The following is an 18,897-nucleotide window of genomic DNA, read 5'->3' as shown; positions in this document are numbered from 1 at the left end:
ACCTACGGTTGTTGACGCTCAAAGATGCAATCGTCGCAGCCCTTGCTTTCATCCCCAGGTTCCGTAAACTACACCTGGGGACTTCCCGCAAGTTAGGTTAACTGCACTGTTTAGCGTCAGCCGGATTAACAAAATCATGTAAATCCGCATCCCAAATACTGATGTAAATAAAATCACAGTTTTGGCGGACAATCTGACCCTTGACACCACCTTTAGAAAATTTGAAATTATCAGATTGACGCTGCTGTATTTGTCTTAATCCCTGTCTAATCTCTTCATTAGCTTGACCGCCTAACATCCCATCTAAAGTATTTTCCATCACTTGGGGATCTACTGATTGGGCAAAAGCTGCCTCAGTTTGTCGTAATGCGCCAGTATTGCGATCGAATAAGTAACCAACATCAATTTGATTAGGTACTATTTTATAGGTAACAGCCCGCGTATTTCGCCAAAGTCCTCTTAAATCTCTAGCTGGCTTACCCAAGGTAGCTTCTACGCTACTTCTGGATGTCCCTGTAGGAAATGCTGGTACTTTTTGTCTGACATTAGTAGTAACTGATTTTGGCTGCTGAGTATTATTTTCTGGTGTGGAGCGGACTTCTGGTGTCGGTACTACAGGCGGCGGATTTTGAATATTTGGCTGTGGTGCTACTGTCGCCACTGGTGCAGGAGTATCAGCTATCACAGGCGCTTGCTGTTGTGGCAATGTAGATGTAACTGGGGGATTGGTTTCTACATTGGGGTTAACTTGAGGTTCAAAGGTAGAAGTTGGTGCGGGAATTTCTGCTACAGGTGATGGTGATGCAGTTGGTGAAGGCTGAGTATTAATAGGACTAGCGGTTGGTTCAGTATTAATAGCTGAAGGTTCAGGGGAAGGAGTAGTATTAGTGACAACTGGCGTGTCTGCTACTGGTTGGCGGGTAAGGTTAGAAAATAATACCCCAATTAACAAACCACCAACTGCTAAACCACCAAAAATCACCGCAGGCTTTTGCCAAACTGGTGTCGGAATTACTTGGCGTTGTTGCGGAGGATATTGGGGGGAATATAAAGGCTGAGTTTTGTTAGTTGATAAACTCTGTGTCCGCGCTGAGGTAGCTTGAGGCGGGATGATATAACTGGCAGATTCCAAATCATGAAGCATTTTACTAGCTGTGGTGTAGCGATCGCTAGCATGGGGTTTAATCGCCTGATTCAGTACCTTGACTAAACCAGGAGAAACATTTGGGGCATAATTCTGCCAGAGGATTTCGCCATGTTCCTGATGAGTCTCTATTTCTTGGGGTGATTTACCCGTTAGCAAATAAATTGCTGTTAAACCTAAGCTATAAATATCAGTACCATAGACTGGACGACCTAAAGCTTGTTCGCTGGGCATATATTCCGGCGTTCCAATTACCAGCGATTGCGCAGGTAATCCCGGAGAACTCACCACTGAACGAATAGTTTCCTTAACAGCGCCAAAATCAATCAACACTGGCTTGCCATCAGGCGAGCGAATAATAATATTATCGGGCTTGATATCTCGGTGAATAATACCTTTACTGTGAATATATTCTAAGACAGACAACAGACTTAAGAGAATTTCGCGAACAGATGTTTCGTTTAACTTTCCTTGAGTCTGGATAACATTTCTTAAAGTTTGACCTTGAATCCATTCTTGAACCAAGTAAAATTGCCCTTGTTCTGAAAAATAGGCATAGAGTTCTGGTACTTGGTCGCTACTTCTACCTAAATATTCTAAAGTAGCCGCTTCTCTTTCAAAGCGCTGTTGAATTAATTGGTAGGTTTGCGGGTCATTACTGATGGGTTTTAGTTGTTTAATCACACAGCGACGGCGAGAAGGCATGTGAGTATCCTCTGCCAGAAAGGTTTCGCCAAAACCTCCAGCGCCGAGTACCTGAATAACTTGATACCGATTGTTGAGAAGGGTTATTGTCATGCTCTATGAAAGCGTGGACGCCTAGTAGCCTGTCGTAAGACACAGCCCTTTCCAATGTATACCAAATGCGGGGCATGGGGCATGGGGCATGAAAAGTCAAAAGTCAAAAGTCAAAAGTCAAAAATATTTCTGAATTTTGAATTGATTTTGTCCTCCTTGTCCTCCTTGTCCTCCTTGTCCCCTTCCTTCCCTTCTCCCTTAAGACAAAGAATACCCCGTCGCCTTCTGAACGAATTGCAAAACTTTTTGATAAGACTCAGGATTACTCACAGGATTGATAATGATGGGAATTGTGCTATCTGGTAACCAAAACGTAATCCTGCCATTAGCCTCTTGGCAAAAAGAACTGATGCAATTGAGGTTAATTACATATTCATTGTTTTCATAAAAAATTTTTACCCAATGGGGATGTTCGACTTCTAAATCTGTCACATGTTCTATGTATCTCAAAATTTTCTGATAGTCTTGGGGATTAGTTTGTGGGTTAATCACTATCGGAATAGCAGAATCTGGTAACCAAAAGGTAACTCTGCCATTTTGTTCATAACAAAAGGCGTTTATACGGTCAAAATTGACCACATATTTTTTCCTTTCGTAAAGGATTTTCACCCAGTACGCCACAAAATCTCCTCAGCTACCCGTGATGTCACTCTTAAAAAAATTCACAATTCTCATCGTAAACAAGCTACTGCTAATTGTGAATTTTAGTTTATTGTTGTCAGCTTACACTAGTACAGCACGTAGGGAATAAAGATGCCATACTTATCGGCGCAGTATCAGCCAATTTTATAAGTCAGAGTAACAGTCATGGGTTTGCAGGATAGATGAGAACCCCAAACGATCAGTTTTTGGTAATTTCTAGTTCAGCCAGCCTAGATTAGTGCTGTTTTACCAATGGGGGAATAGAATGAGCGATCGCAGCTTTAATAAATCCTTGGAATAATGGATGAGGATTGCTAGGGCGGGATTGAAATTCTGGGTGGAATTGACAAGCTAAAAAGAATGGGTGCTTGGGTAATTCGACTATTTCCACTAAGCGCCCGTCGGGGGAAGTACCGCTAATTACGTAACCTGACTCTAATAACAGGCTGCGGTAATGATTGTTAAATTCATAGCGATGGCGATGACGTTCATAAATCACATCTTCTTGATAGAGTTTGAACGCCAAGGTATTGGGAAGTACGTGACAAGGATATACTCCTAAGCGCATTGTGCCGCCTAAATCGACAACATTATGCTGATCTGGTAATAAGTTAATGACTGGGGCGCTGGTATAGGGGTTAAATTCGGCGCTGTTGGCATCTTTTAAGCCTTCAACGTTTCTCGCCCATTCAATGACAGAACATTGCATTCCCAAGCATAAACCTAAGAAGGGAATTTGGCGATCGCGGGCATATTTAATGGCAGCAATTTTCCCATCTACACCGCGAATCCCAAAACCACCGGGTACTAGAATGCCATCAACGCCTTCTAGTTGGCTTTCTGCTGGTGCATTTTCTAAATCTTCCGAGTTTACCCAGCGCACGCGCAACCTGCCATGAGTGGAAATAGCGGCGTGTTGTAAGGCTTCAACCACAGAAATATAAGCATCGCCCAAGCGCACGTATTTACCGACAATGGCAATTTCAATGTCGTGTTTGGGGCTGTGTAAATGCTGGACGAGATTTTGCCACTGTACTAAGTCTGGGTGGCGTTGTTCCATTTGCAGCAAATCTAAGACTTGCTCTGCCATGCCTTCCCGTTCTAGCATCAAGGGGACTTCATAGATACTCTTGGCATCTTGGGAAGTAATCACGCATTCTTCAGCCACATCGCAAAATTCGGATAATTTGCGTTTTAAGCCGACAGGTAAAGGGCGATCGCAACGGCAGACTAAAATATCTGGTTGAATGCCAATGGATCTGAGTTCCTTGACAGAATGCTGTGTGGGCTTAGTTTTCATTTCCCCAGCTGAGGCAATCCAAGGTAACAAAGTTACATGCATATACAACACGTTCTGTCGCCCTACTTCCTTGCGAAACTGGCGAATTGCTTCTAAAAACGGCAGGGATTCTATATCGCCTACCGTACCACCAATCTCTGTAATTACCACATCAGGGTTTGTGTTTTTAGCTACTTTTAAGATACGGTCTTTAATTTCATTAGTAATGTGGGGAATGACCTGGACAGTCCCGCCATTATAATCACCGCGTCGTTCTCTGTTGATTACAGCTTGGTAAATTGAGCCAGTGGTAACGCTATTGAGGCGTGACATTGAGGTATCGGTGAAGCGTTCATAATGCCCCAAATCCAAATCTGTTTCTGCGCCGTCTTGGGTAACAAAAACTTCCCCATGTTGAAAGGGACTCATGGTACCAGGATCGACGTTCAGATAAGGGTCAAGTTTGAGAATCGACACAGAATAATTGCGCGATTTGAGCAATCGCCCCAGACTTGCTGCTACAATTCCTTTGCCGATACTGGAAACTACGCCCCCAGTTACAAAAATAAACTTAGTCATACTAATTTGAATTTCCGGCCACTTCTAAAAATACATCCGTCATCTGAAGTATGAAGTATGAAGTATGAAGTGTGAAGTGTAAAGTATGAAATTTCCACCAACATGCTTTAACCTTCATCCTTAGGTCTCCAGCCTTCATCCTTTTGTGGTCATTGTGCCACAGTAACTATTGTGAAATCTTCTGTGATCTTGCTGTGAAAAAACTTGTAGGACTAGTATTATTAAGCCTTGTTGTCACCTCCCCAATAGCATTGGCAGATTCATCTTTTGTAGTTGTCTTTCCCCAAACAAACCACCAAACAACTGCGGAAAAAATCTTTTTTCTTGGTACTGCACCAGCAAATGGCCAAGTTTTATTTAATGGTAAGCCAGTTACTCGGAGCAAAGCTGGTCATTTTGCTCCAAGCTTTCCCTTGCAGGTGGGAGATAATTTGTTTACTGTCCGTCACCAAAATCGCGAACTTCAGATTAAGGTGACTAGACTTACCACTCAGCCTCAGCTACCACAGGGTTTAGCCTTTGCCAAAGATTCGTTAACGCCAGTAGCCGACATCGCCAGACTACCGGGGGAATTAATTTGTTTTAGCGCTATTGCACCGCCTAACGCCAGCGTATCTGTCACTCTAGCCAATCAAACTGTTGTTCTTGCACCCCAACCCACTAAGGCGCAACTACCAAATAATTTGGCAGCCTTAACGGGGAAAAATCAACCTGCTAACCAGTCTATCGCAGGAAGGTATGAGGGTTGCACTGTAGCCCAACAGCTTGATTACCCAATTTCCAGCCGCACGACAGTTGACGGTAATAATATTATTTCCGGTGCTGTAATTCCAGATTCCGGTAAAAATATCGATTTGGGTACACCAGAATTTAGACTGACAATGAATGGTCAGACTGTAACGCAGTCGGGTACTGGAAAAATTCAAATTCTCTCACCCTCACAATTACCTGTTGTGGAAATTACAGCCGACTCAGGCGTAGCGCGGACTGGCCCTAGTACTGACTATTCAAGACTCACACCACTCCCCAAAGGCACAAGAAGCAACGTCACTGCTAAAGAAGGCGAATGGTTACGCCTGGATTATGGTGCTTGGATTAATAGTAAAGAAACCCAAGTTTTACCAGGTGCAAGTTCACCACACACCATCATGCGCAGTGTCGGTTATCGAAAACTTTCTAGTGCGACAGAGGTTGTCTTTCCCCTAGAAGTTCCCGTACCTGTGAGTGTAAAACAAGGCGATCGCAATTTCACCCTCACTCTTTACAATACAACCGCCCAAACAGATATTGTTCGCACGGATGATAGTCCCCTAATTTCTCGCCTAGATTGGCAACAGGTAGCGCCCGGACAAGTACAATACACCTTTAATCTCAAAAACTCTCAACAGTGGGGATACAAGTTGAGATATGAAGGTACGAGCTTAGTTTTAACTTTGCGTCATCCACCTGCATTTAGAGAAAAAACACGCAAACCTTTATCCGGTATCAAGATTTTACTCGATCCCGGTCATGGGGGCAAAGAATCAGGTGCCAGTGGCCCAACTGGCTATTTAGAAAAAGATGTCAACTTGGTAGTCTCCAAGTTGTTGCGCGATGAGTTGGTGAAGCTAGGCGCAACGGTGGTGTTAACCAGGGAAGACGATCGCGATGTGTCTTTAGTGGAACGGCAACAAATTATTAGTAAAGAAGAACCTGCGATCGCCCTTTCGATTCACTACAATTCCCTACCCGATAACGGTGATGCGGAGAAAACCAAGGGATTTGGGACGTTTTGGTATAACACCCAATCACACAGTCTAGCATTATTTTTGCACAATTACATAGTAAAAAATTTGAAAAAACCTTCCTATGGTGTTTTTTGGAATAACCTCGCCCTAACACGCCCCACGGCTGCGCCTGCGGTGTTGTTGGAATTGGGTTTTATGAGTAATCCCGAAGAATTTGAGGAAATAGTCAACCCCCAAGAACAGAAAAAGATGGCGAAAGCTTTAGCTAATGGGATTGTTGAGTGGTTTAAGTCTAGGTAGTGGGCATTGGGCATCCCTTCGGCTTCGCTCAGGGCGAGGGGGCATGGGGCATGGGGCAAATAGAATTCTTAATTTTGAATTTTGAATTTTGAATTGGTACAACTCTCATGCAATCATTCATCAAATTAATCGCCTTTGCTTCTCTCATCACTGCCAGGGTAGCTTGGGGACAAGAGAATACAATCAAGCTGGTGTATCCGCCAACCAATCACCAAACGAAGACAGATAAAATTTTCTTACTGGGTAGCGCACCAGCAACCGGACAAGTGTTAATTAACGATCAACCCATTAAGCGCAGTCAAGCTGGTCATTTTGCGCCCAGTTTTCCTTTACAGTTGGGAGAGAATTTGTTTACTGTGCGTTACCAAAACCAAGAATTGCAGCTGCGGGTGACAAGGTTGGCAAATCAAGCAGAAATACCACAAGGATTAGCCTTTGCCTCCAATTCTCTCACTCCTGCTGTTGATATCTCCCGTCTACCCACAGAAGAAATTTGTTTTAATGCCATCGCTCCTGTAAATGCTAAGGTAGCGGTGAATATTGGCAAGCAAACTGTTGATTTATTACCGCAACTACAACAGATTTCTCTACCCAGCAATTCGGCTATCTTCATCAACAAAAATCAGCCTATCCCAGAATTGACTCCCGGTAAGTATCGGGGATGTAGAAAATTGCAGACAGGCGGTGATTGGCAACAACCAGAATTTCAACTCACATTCAATGGTAAAACCCTAACTCAGCCTAGTTCTGGCAAGGTGCAAACCTTAACACCAGATAAATTACCTGTGGTGGAAGTTACAGCCGAAACTGCTGTAGCCCGCACTGGGCCTAGTACAGATTATTCGCGGCTGACACCAATACCAAAAGGTGTTGTGGCAGCAGTGACGGCGAAAGAAGGTGATTGGTTACGCCTTGACTACGGCGGCTGGATTAATAGCCAAGAAACGCGGCTGCTTGCGGGTACAGTTGCCACTAGTTCAGTTATTCGCAGCGTCACATCACGGCAATTATCCACAGCAACGGAGATAATTTTTCCCCTGCAAGTACCTGTACCTGTCAGCATTACCCAAGGTGATGGAACTTTTACCCTCACTCTGCATAACACTCATGCCCAAACAGACATTATTCGCCTAGATGATAACTCTGTGATTTCTCGCCTAGATTGGCAGCAAATCGCCCCAAAAACAGTGCAATATACCTTTCACCTCAAAAATCAGCAGCAATGGGGATATAAGCTGGCATACAGAAATACAAGCTTAGTTTTAAGTTTGCGTCATCCACCAAAGATTGCCAAAAAGCAACAACAGCCATTATCAGGCATCAAGATTTTACTCAATCCAGGACAAGGGGGACAAGAATCGGGTGCTGCGGGGCCGAATGGTGTGTTAGCTAAAGACTTAAATTTGCAGGTGACAAAATTATTGCGGGATGAGTTAATCAAGCGAGGCGCAACGGTAGTCATGACAAGACAAGATGATCGGGAGTTATCGCTGGGAGAACGCCAGAAAATGATTGAGCAAGAAGAACCTGCGATCGCTCTTACTTTTCATTATCGCTTTTTACCTGATGATGGCGATGCCGAAAATACCAAAGGTGTAAGTAGCTATTGGTATCATCCCCAAGCACAAAGTTTGGCGGTGTTGCTGCAAAATCGGCTAGTAAAAAATTTAGGTAGACCTTCTTTTGGCGTATTTTGGAATAACTTGGCGCTGACACGTCCCCATATTGCGCCATCGGTGTTGCTGGAGTTAGGTTTTATGAGTAACCCCGATGAATTTGAGCAGATAGTCAACCAAGAAGCACAGAAAAAGAAAGCGAAAGCGTTAGCAGATGGGATTGTTGAATGGTTTAAGTTTAGGTGATGGGCATGGGGCATGGGGCATTGGGCATGGGAATGATGACAAGGGAGACAAGGGAAGGAGGAGAAGGAGGACAAATGACAAATGACTAATGACAGCCCTTGCTGGTTATATTTAATTACGCCAACTAATTATTGCAATTGACAAGAAATATGACTACAACCTTTATTCATAAATAATGCTTCAATTTTAGGAGCAGATAGAGGCGGTGAAAACAAGTAACCTTGACCAAATTCACAGCCGAGTTCCTGTAACCATTGCAGTTGTTGTTGGGTTTCAATGCCTTCGGCTATAACTGCTAAACCAAGCTGATTACTAATTGTAATAATAGTTTTAATAAGTTGATAATTGCGGTTGCCTGCTTGCATTTGATTGATAAAGGAACGGTCGATTTTCAAAGCATCTGCGGGTAAGCGATGGAGATAATTTAGCGATGAATATCCAGTGCCAAAATCATCAATGCTAATTTGAATACCTAATGTCTTTAATTGTTCTAAGACAATCAGCGTATCATTGATATTATTAATTAGCATACTTTCGGTAATTTCTAAAGTTAAACAATTACCATTTACACCAGTTTCTGCTAAAATTGTTTCTATATCTTGAACTAAAGAAGCTTTGCGCAAATCGGGAACGGACAAATTCACACTCATTTTTAAAGGCGGTAAATTGGGGTGCTGATTTTGCCAGGTTGCTAGCTGTTGACAGGCGGTGTAAACTACCCAGTTATCTAAAAGCACAATTAAACCTGTTTCTTCAGCTATGGGAATAAATTCGGCGGGAGGAACAAAACCCCAAATAGGATGTTGCCAGCGAACTAAGGTTTCAAAGCCAATTAAGCGATCGCTATTGATGTCAAAAATAGGTTGATAGTAAAGTATAAAGTCTTTGCGTTCTAAAGCTTTGCAAAATTCATGCTCTAAATTGAGTCTGATTAATGCTTTGGTGTGCATTTGCGCGTCAAATATTTTATAGCAGCTTTTGCCTTGGGCTTTGGCTTGATACATGGCAATATCTGAATCGCGCAATAAATCGGAAGCTTGATGGTAACGAGCTGTGCCTAAAACAATACCGATGCTGGTAGTAATTAAAAATTCATAGCCATTGAGGATTAATGGGGACTGAAATTCTGTCAAGATTCTCTCAGCAACTACAATTGCTTCTTCAATTCCTTCGAGATTTTCGAGTAAAATGACGAATTCATCACCACCTAAGCGAGCAGCTAAATCCATTGCCCGAATTTTGGATTTAAGCTTTTGGGAGATGATTCGCAGTAGCTGATCTCCCGCTAAATGCCCCAAGCTATCATTAATGATTTTAAACCGATCCATGTCGAGAAACAAAACCGCAAAATGATAATCTTCTACTCGCTGGGCACGGTTAATAGCTAATTCTAACCGTTCCATGAGCATGTTACGGTTGGGTAAGTCTGTGAGGGCGTCATGCAAAGCATTGTAGATTAATTGCTCTTCTGCATGTTTGCGATCGCTAATATCGGTGATGGTGCCAATATATCCGGTGATTTCTCCGGGTTTTTCTGATTCGGCAACGGCTTGTCCAAATACCCAAGTTACTTTACCATCAGGATGTTGAAAGCGATACTCTAGCTGAAAAGAACGATTTTCTTGCACAGCCGCATTCCACTCTGTCGTCACTTTTTGCCTATCTTCGGGGTGCAATCCTTTTATCCATCCAGTAGCGGCGGTTTCTTGGGGTGTGAGTCCGGTAATTTGACACCAACGTTCGTTAACATAATGATAATTGCCTTGGGTATCGGTGCGGAAAATGCCGACGGGTACAGCAGCAGCTAAAGAAATATAGCGTTGTTCGCTTTGGCGGAGATGGTTTTCTGTGCGTTGTCGTTCGGCTAATTCTGTTTGCAGGTTTTGGTAAGCGGTAGCTTGTTGAATTGCGATCGCAACTTGGGTTGAAAGTTGTTGCATCAGTTTAATTTCTTCGGCTTCCCACTGGCGCGGCTTTTCACCTTCCACCACATTCAGCAATCCCCATAAATTGTCACCTTCGATAATGGGGACTAAAATTTTCGCCCGCGTGTACAATGATTTAAGTAACTGGCGATGACAATCACTCATCGGCGTGGTGTAGATATCTTCCACAACTCGCACCCGTTCTTTGCGATCGCTAGTTATCCAAGTTGGCGTGTAACAAGCATCGTAAATTTCCCTTCCCATCAGAGAATCACAACCATTGGCGACGGATTCGGCTACTACTACGAGTTTCCAATCGGCTTGGAATTGCCAAATAGCGGCGCGATCGCATTTTAAGAGCGATCGCACTTCATTGACTGTGGTTTGCAGAATATCCTGTAAGTTGAGGGAAGAGTGGATTTGGGTTGCAATGGTAGCAATTAACTTTTCTCGTTCGGCTTTGGCTTTGAGTATAGCTGTACGCTCTTGAACTTGCTTTTCTAGTTCGGCGTTACGATTTTGCAGTAATTCTAATTTCTCGGCTTCTAATCGCAATACCCGATTTTCTAATACTTCAACTAAATTATTTAGCTCTAAAGGATTGAGAACTTTGAGAATGCTTGTCTGAGTGACAATTCCTAATAATTCTCCTTGCTTACCAACTACTACGACTCTTTTAACTAAATATTGCTGCATAATCTGCTGCACAATTAAAAGAGAGTCTTCTTGGTTGACTGAGAACACTGGGGTACTCATGACATCTTGAGCTTGCAGCAGTTCAAAATCTAGTTCTAAGGCTTGAAATTGCACAATATCCCGCTCTGTGACAATCCCAATTGGTAAAGATAGAGATGCTTCAGCGACAATTACCACCGAACTTACCTGATTTTCCGCCATCAACCGGGTAATTGTTAACATCGAAACATCAGGAGGCGCACAGATGACTTGTGAAGACATCACATCTCTTACCAGCCGTAATTGTAGCAAGTCTATAGGGCGTGATAATTGACGCAAGCTTTCATGAGTTAAAAGTCCGACAATTTGCTGCTGCTCGTTTAACAATGGTAGGTGACGGATATGATATTGCTGGAGCAAGTTAACTGCAACAAACAAATTAGTAAAAGCAGATGCTTGCCAGGTAATTACTGGATGTGTCATTACCTCCCGAATTGATAGCTGTTCTAGCGATCGCTTTTGGCAACTCAGGCGTACTACATCTCTTTCCGTAAAAATCCCTAATAATTTGGCATCTTCTACTACTAGAACACAGCTAGATCGTGCCTCTTGATGTAAGACAGCAATTTCTGTGTCTGCGGCTCTGGTAGAAGAACACACCGCCCGAATCCCACTCATCTGCGCGATCGCTACGCTCACAGGTGTATCTGGCGAAACGATCAGTGGGTTACGTACAATTGCTGACTCCAGATCAGCTGCCGTCAAAGCAGTGGAAGATAGGATCATTCTGGGAAGATAGTTAAGAATTTCTTAAACTGTTACTGCGATCGTGCCCTTATCAGTACCGTAATTCCAACAGTAGATTTGCCACATTTTTCATGCAGAGAGTATGAAGGATGGGCATTGGGCATTGGGCATTGGGCATGGGGGAGCATCCCAAATGTGCAAAAACGCCCTCACCCTATAAGGGTGGGGCTAGAAATACGAAGCCTGCCTTCGCAGGCTATCAAACTTTTAGCCTGCGAAGGCAGGCTTTGTTGGTATAGCAATACCCTTCTAGGGTATTGCGTCAAAATTGGGATGCTCCCGGGCATTGGGCATTGGGCATGGGGGACAAATGACTGTTGACTATTGACTATTGACTATTGACTCTTCCAACCAATCTTGGGATGGAATTTGCTCGATATTTGCCATGAATTTAGTTGACAAATTGACAATTTTTTGAGTCAAATCTGGATAATTTCGATTTTTCTATGGTAAAAGTAAAATACTTTAGTCAAGTTACTAGCCTGGAGCTAATCTCAACCGAATTCATGGTTATCTTCTGATTGTTTACTTTGGCTGGTTGGTTCTAGCCTGAGTTTATGGGATTTATCTAGCTTGCTTGGCAAAGCTTTCGCCTGTCTTCTTGGATGAGTTAAGGCGAGAAAATTCTCAGTTACTACTCTACTTGTTACCTCAATGCAGAAATTAACAAGCAAAAATTTCACCCTTCCCGACTAGCTATTTTTCTTTGGGATTGACAAAAATTTTTTCATCCACAAGAAAAATGAGTTAATTGTATTGTTAATTTTTGTAAAATCAAAGTCTTCAAGACTAGAATACTGATATGTAGATAGCTAAACTAACAAGAAGTACATCTTTACTGCTAATCATTAAAAGTTAATGTGGCCTAATAGCCTCAATGATCCCAATACAACTAATTCTGAAAAATTTCCTCAGTTACCGCGAAGCAACTTTAGATTTTCGCGGCTTGCATACAGCTTGTATTTGTGGTTCCAATGGTGCGGGTAAATCTTCCCTTTTAGAAGCAATCACTTGGGCAATTTGGGGTGAAAGCCGCGCTGCTGCTGAAGATGATGTGATTCATACAGGCTCTAAAGAAGTCCGGGTTGATTTTACTTTCTTGAGTAATCAGCAAAAATACCGAGTCATCCGCACTCGTGTACGGAATGGGAGTAGCGTTTTAGAATTTCAAATCGAAACGCCTTCGGGTTTTCGTCCCTTGACTGGTAAAGGTGTAAGGGCAACCCAGGATTTGATTTTAGAACATATTAAGCTTGATTACGATACTTTTATTAATTCTGCTTACCTGCGTCAAGGTCGGGCGGATGAATTCATGCTCAAGCGTCCCACAGAACGCAAGGAAATTTTAGCCGAGTTATTAAAACTTAATCAGTACGATGATTTAGAGGAACGCGCTAAAGAATCATCTCGCCAGTTTAAAGCTAGGGCGGAGGAATTGGAACGTTCTTTAGAATCGATGAAGATTCAACTCCAACAGCGTGAAACTATTGAGGCGCAAAGAACAGAGTTAGCAGCAGAACTGAATCAACTGCAACAGTTACAAGCTTTTGAAACGATTCAATTACAAAGTTTGCAGGTGGTACAGCACCAACGCCAAACTAAAGTTGAACAGCTGAGTTTTGTAAGACAACAATACCAAAATCTCAGCGAAGATTGCGATCGCCTGCAACAACAGCAGTTAGCCGTTAAAGGTCAAATTGCCGATTTAGAAAAGATTTTAAGCCAAGAAGCCGAGATTCAAGCGGGATATCTTCATTATCAACATCTGCAATCCCAAGAAGAAGTTTTTGCGACGAAATTTGACGCATATACCCGTGCTCAACAAACCCGCCAACAAAAGCAACAGCAGCTCAATAAACAAATTCAAGAAATTGAACGCCAACTGCAACAAGCAGCAGCTCAATTAGAGGCTGTGCAGCAACAAGAGCGAGAAATTCAGCAAACTCTGACAAAATCGGGCGATGTGGATGCAGGATTAGCTCAACTCACCGCCGCGCGTCAACGGGTAGCCCATCTCGATCAATTGCAAATGCAAGTGGCTCCTTTAATCCAACAACGCGCCACTTTACAAAGTCAAATCGATAGATTTCACGCTGGTTTGGTAGCGCGTCTAGAACAGTTAACAACCACAGAAAATCAACTCCAACGCCAGCAACATCGCCAACCCCAACTGCAACAAGCTGTAATGGATGTGGCGATTCAAATTGAAGAATTGGAGAAAAAGCGGGTTTATTTACAGCGAGTTCAAGAAAAAGGACAAGAAAGGCGACATTTTATAGAGAGATTGCAAGCCCATCAGCGAGATTATGAAAAACTCCTGGGAGAATTAGAGCAAAAGCTGCAAATGCTGCAAAATCCCAATGCACTTTGTCCCTTATGCGAACGTCCTTTAGATGAGCATCACTGGAACCGCGTAATTGAAAAGACAGAATCAGAATTAAAAGATACACAGGGACAATTTTGGGTAGTCCGAGAACAGATGGCTGTGTCGGACAGAGAGATTCAAGTACTGCGGCAAGAATACCGTGATATCTCGCAACAGCTAGCAACCTATGATACTTTGCGGGAACAGAGAGGACAGTTAGCAGCTCAACTCGAAGCGACTAGCGATGTACAACAACAACTGCAACAAATTGCTGCGGAAAGACAACATTTAGAGCGATCGCTACAATTAGGCGATTATGCACCAGATAAACAAGCGGAACTGCGGCAATTAGACCAATATCTGCAACAACTCAATTACAATGAGCAAGATCATGCCCTAGCGCGGAGTGAAGTTGAGCGCTGGCGCTGGGCAGAAATTAAACTCCAACAGATTAAAGACGCAACCAAGCGTCAGACTCAGTTAGCGGCAAGAAAGCCAGAGTTAGCAGGCACAATTGCCCAATTAGAACTGAGAATTCAGCAAGAACAAACTGATTCTGACTGCGCCAGAGAAATCGCCGCCCTCGATCGCTATATTACAGAACTCGGTTACAGTTCCGAGCAGCACAATCAATTACGTCAGGCTGTAAAGCAAAATCAACCTTGGCAATTTCGCCATCAACAAATGTTGTCAGCCCAGCAGCAGTATCCCCAACTGCAAATGCGATCGCAAGAATTAACCGCCGCCAAAACTGCCAGATTGGCGGAAAGGCAAACCTTAGCCAGCCAAATCGACAGTATTCAACAACAATTAGAAGAAACTGCTAACCCCACGGTGCAAATTCAAGCTTTAGAGCAGCAATTACAAGCACGCAGACGCCAATTAGACGAGCAAATCGCCAAATTAGGGCGGTTAGAACAGTTGGCAGCGCAATTGGAAACCATGCAAAATCAGTATGAACAACAGCAACAGCAATTACAAGCCACCAAGCAGCAACAACGGGTGTATCAGGAATTAGCCCAGGCTTTTGGTAAAAATGGTATCCAAGCACTGATGATAGAAAACGTGTTGCCGCAGTTGGAAGCTGAGACAAATCAACTACTTTCGCGCCTTAGTGCCAATCAGCTACACGTACAATTTATTACGCAAAAAGCTGGCAAGAGTAGTAAATCTACCAAGAAGAATGCCAAGTTAATAGATACTCTAGACATTTTAATTGCCGATGCCAGAGGTACGAGGGCTTACGAAACCTATTCTGGGGGAGAAGCCTTTAGAATTAACTTTGCCATTCGCCTCGCCTTAGCCAAATTGTTGGCACAGAGGGCGGGTGCGGCGTTGCAATTGTTGATTGTCGATGAAGGTTTTGGTACTCAAGATGCGGAAGGATGCGATCGCTTGATTGCCGCGATTAATGCGATCGCTTCTGATTTCGCTTGTATTCTCACCGTCACCCACATGCCCCACCTCAAAGAAGCTTTTCAAGCGCGAATCGAAGTCAATAAAAATCAACAAGGTTCACAAGTACGTTTGTTAATCTAAAACCTACGTTTTCTCTCAAATAAACTTGATTGACAAAAACCCACTTTCGTTGTGGGTTTTTTAATAATTATACCAATTTGAAAAATGATGGCGACAGATGGAAATCTGAAACGCTTATCCAATAGATGTTTCACAATCCAAAATCTAAAATCTAAAATCCAAAATGGTATTACCCCAAGTAATCTTTGTATTTTCTCTGCCAGAGGCTTTTGTGGGAGAAGCTTCGCCAACGCAAATGTGGTTAATTCACCTAAAAATCGCTGCAATTCAACGGTATTCCTCTGTTAACCTCTACATTTGAGATTTGCCTGTTGTTTCTGCTTCGTTGCAATTTACGGTGTAATTTAGCATTTCCTAATCATGATTTACCACAAAAATATTTCAACAAGTGTGGTATTTGAAAAATATAAATCCTGGCGATCGTATAGTATTAGCAAATGAGAGTACACTCATATTTGATTTTTGCCAAAAAATCTGTATACCTTGTTTTATTTTCCTGCTTTTCTGAATATGATTAATCTCTTATGGGGAATATAAAATTAGTCTTACATCTTCGCCCTTAGGCAAATAGATATGTGATTCGAGTTCAGCAAAAGAATTATTAACTTTTGTAAAGTTTGTCTAAAATTAAGGTCATTATGTTAAATCAGTAGCGATTTAATCGCAAAACTTTATTTAATGTAAGTGACTTTTATTTATAAGTTAATTTCTTTTACAGTTAAGAAATTACTGGGGAATCATATAATATTTTATTATGTGCAAACTCACAATTAGTACAAAGAATCTTGTAGAGCTAACGATAAATCAGCCGATTAAAAAGTTCTTAAAATTGCCAAAATCATCAGAAAATCGATTTTTCTCTAATGTAATTGCTGATTTTCTACATGAGACTAGAGACTATGCTTTTGGCAAGAAAGCCATGACTACATCATGTATATCAATTGCACTCAAAGTTACAAAGCAACAAATACTAACAATATTGGTAGCTAGGAAACTACAATCACCTCGAAAAATCTAAAAGAAATGAAATACTAAAGAAATGAAATATAAGTATAAAAAATCTTTAAAATAAGTACATACTGAAAAAGCCATATTGGCTATATATTAAATCAGGTGATTGATTATGGAAATCACAAGAGTATTCTTACAAATAAAACATAACTTATTCACCATAGCAGAAACTACCATGATTATCTTAATGGTTGGTTTATTGACCTGCTTAGGAGTTAAATTATTTGCTGAGTATTTAGCAAATTTATTATTACCTAAAGTCAGAAATAATTCAAATTCTGAGCCAAAAAAATTCTTCTGTGAACCGCAATTAACAGATGATGAAATACAGACAGTAATGTCAAAAATTCAAAATTGTGCTTCTCAGTTAGAACATGTATTTTTTGAACGTACCTCAGAATTACACAAAGAAATTGCCGAACGCAAGCGAATACAAACCGAACTGGAAAAATCTCTTTCCTTGCAATATGCAACTTTAGAATCTACTGCTGATGGGATTTTAGTAGTAGATAGCCAAGGTAAAATAGCAGGCTTTAATCAAAAGTTTCTCCAGATGTGGCGCATTCCTGAGTCAGTCATATCCTCTGGAAATCATCCAAAAGCGCTAAGATTGGCAATTAAACAGCTAGAAGCGCCAAGACAGTATATTGCTACTATTAGAGAATTAAACTTAAATCCAGATATCCAGATTTATGATGCGATCGCCTTTAAAGATGGCAGAGTATTCGAGCGTTATTCTCAACCGCAATGTATCAATGGTGAAATAGTCGGTAGAGTCTGGAGTTTTCGTGATGTGACAGCTCACAAATTAGCAGAAGCGAAAATTCGCCATCAAGCTTTGCACGATATTTTAACCAATCTACCGAATCGAGTATTATTCAATGAAAGATTGTCTCAAGCATTAGCCCAAGCCAAAAAAAGTGGTAATAAATTAGCTGTATGTTTTTTAGATCTAGACCGATTTAAAACCATCAATGATACACTCAGTCATGGTATAGGCGATCGATTATTGCAGATTGTTGCCCAACGTTTAATAGAATGTCTAGGAGAGACTGATACCCTTGCACGCTGGGGTGGCGATGAATTTACCTTAATTTTACCCAATATCAAAGATACGAAAGAAGTTGCTGCAATCCAAGATAGGATATTAGCCGCTTTCAAACCAGTATTTGATATAGAAAATTATCAGTTGCATATCAGCCCTAGTATTGGTATCGCTGTCTATCCCATGCATGGAAAAGATGCAGAAACCTTAATCAAAAATGCTGATGCTGCACTATATATTGTTAAGTCTCAAGGGCGCAATAATTATCAATTTTATAACTCAGAAATTAATGCTGATTCTTCTAAATTATTAATTTTAGAAAATAGCTTGCATTATGCTTTAGAGCGCCAAGAATTTGAAATTTACTACCAACCACAAGTAAACACGACTACAGGTAAAATTACCAAAATCGAAGCTTTATTACGTTGGCGACACCAAGAATTAGGTCTGATATCTCCAGATGAATTCATTCCCATTGCTGAAGAAACTGGATTAATTTTATCGATTGGTGAATGGGTTTTAAAAACAGCCTGCGCCCAAACTAAATTTTGGCAAGAAAATCTCGATTTACCATCACTCTCAGTTGCGGTTAATCTTTCCGCCAGACAATTTCAGCAGCGTAATTTAGTCAATATAATATCGCAGACATTAAAAGAAACTAAATTAAAGCACCAATGCTTAGAGTTGGAAATCACTGAAAGCGTAGCCATGCAAAATGTAGAATTCACGCGAAAAATTTTGAGTGAATTATATAATTTAGGTGTTTCCATATCCATAGATGATTTTGGTACGGGATATTGTTCTCTAAGCTATCTGAAAAATTTTCCGATTCATTGTTTAAAAATAGACAAATCTTTTGTCCGCGATTTATCCCATGATAATCATGATGCTGCAATTACAACTGCGATCGTTCGTTTAGCACATGGATTGAAGTTAGCAGTTGTTGCTGAAGGCGTAGAAACTGAAGCACAACGGAATTTATTACAACTTTTAGATTGTCAGTTAATGCAAGGTTACCTATTTAGTCGCCCCTTACCGGCGGAGGATGTAACAAAATTGCTGCGAAAGTCTAAATCCCGCCGCATTAGTACATCCTTCTTAGTTGCTTAGTACAAATAGCCCAGTTGTAATGAAATCTTAAAATTGATGCGATCGCACCAGAACTTGAGCAGCAATCTGAAGTATTGTAATCCCAGATA

The 18,897-nt window shown here is 41.6% G+C and carries 10 protein-coding genes; 5 read left to right on the top strand and 5 right to left on the bottom strand.

What is annotated here, in order from left to right; translation table 11 throughout:
* Positions 1-97: 97 nt before the first annotated feature.
* The 3 genes from AACW45_RS37985 to AACW45_RS37975 all read right to left on the bottom strand — a co-directional run bounded on the left by AACW45_RS37985 (position 98) and on the right by AACW45_RS37975 (position 4,442).
* Complete coding sequence (locus AACW45_RS37985; RefSeq protein WP_190631031.1) at positions 98-1,942, bottom strand: serine/threonine-protein kinase; 1,845 nt, start codon at positions 1,940-1,942, stop codon at positions 98-100.
* Between the two features lie 198 nt (positions 1,943-2,140).
* Positions 2,141-2,563, bottom strand: coding sequence for a hypothetical protein (locus AACW45_RS37980; protein ID WP_190631029.1), 423 nt, complete (start codon positions 2,561-2,563; stop codon positions 2,141-2,143).
* 256 nt (positions 2,564-2,819) lie between these two features.
* Positions 2,820-4,442, bottom strand: a complete 1,623-nt coding sequence (locus AACW45_RS37975) for a CTP synthase (RefSeq protein ID WP_190631028.1) — start codon at positions 4,440-4,442, stop codon at positions 2,820-2,822.
* Positions 4,443-4,636: 194 nt separating this feature from the next.
* Between AACW45_RS37975 and AACW45_RS37970 the strand changes: the two genes are divergently transcribed.
* Together AACW45_RS37970 and AACW45_RS37965 are read left to right on the top strand one after the other, a co-directional pair.
* Positions 4,637-6,469 (top strand): N-acetylmuramoyl-L-alanine amidase, encoded by a 1,833-nt coding sequence (locus AACW45_RS37970; RefSeq protein ID WP_190631027.1) that lies wholly within the window; start codon positions 4,637-4,639, stop codon positions 6,467-6,469.
* 107 nt (positions 6,470-6,576) lie between these two features.
* A complete protein-coding gene (locus AACW45_RS37965; protein ID WP_190631026.1) occupies positions 6,577-8,331 on the top strand; it encodes an N-acetylmuramoyl-L-alanine amidase in 1,755 nt (584 codons plus the stop codon).
* Between the two features lie 128 nt (positions 8,332-8,459).
* Here the strand turns inward: AACW45_RS37965 and AACW45_RS37960 are convergent, their stop codons facing one another.
* Together AACW45_RS37960 and AACW45_RS37955 are read right to left on the bottom strand one after the other, a co-directional pair.
* Positions 8,460-11,696: an EAL domain-containing protein gene (locus AACW45_RS37960; protein WP_242045477.1), complete on the bottom strand. Its 3,237-nt coding sequence runs from the start codon at positions 11,694-11,696 to the stop codon at positions 8,460-8,462.
* 536 nt (positions 11,697-12,232) lie between these two features.
* On the bottom strand, positions 12,233-12,412 hold the full coding sequence (locus tag AACW45_RS37955) for a hypothetical protein (protein ID WP_190631024.1): 180 nt from the start codon (positions 12,410-12,412) through the stop codon (positions 12,233-12,235).
* A gap of 203 nt (positions 12,413-12,615) precedes the next feature.
* On the opposite strand from AACW45_RS37955, the gene sbcC reads away from it, so the two are divergent.
* From sbcC to AACW45_RS37940, 3 genes are all read left to right on the top strand, one after another.
* A complete protein-coding gene (sbcC, locus tag AACW45_RS37950; protein ID WP_190631023.1) occupies positions 12,616-15,642 on the top strand; it encodes an exonuclease subunit SbcC in 3,027 nt (1,008 codons plus the stop codon).
* A gap of 163 nt (positions 15,643-15,805) precedes the next feature.
* On the top strand, positions 15,806-15,943 hold the full coding sequence (locus tag AACW45_RS37945; RefSeq protein ID WP_190631021.1) for a hypothetical protein: 138 nt from the start codon (positions 15,806-15,808) through the stop codon (positions 15,941-15,943).
* A gap of 885 nt (positions 15,944-16,828) precedes the next feature.
* Positions 16,829-18,808, top strand: a complete 1,980-nt coding sequence (locus AACW45_RS37940) for a putative bifunctional diguanylate cyclase/phosphodiesterase (protein ID WP_190631053.1) — start codon at positions 16,829-16,831, stop codon at positions 18,806-18,808.
* The last annotated feature ends 89 nt before the right edge of the window (positions 18,809-18,897 follow it).

It is taken from the genome of Calothrix sp. FACHB-168 (genome assembly GCF_963889195.1).
GTDB classification, from domain to species: Bacteria; Cyanobacteriota; Cyanobacteriia; order Cyanobacteriales; family Nostocaceae; genus Aulosira; species Aulosira anomala_A.
This window is presented reverse-complemented; position numbering and strand designations above follow the sequence as displayed.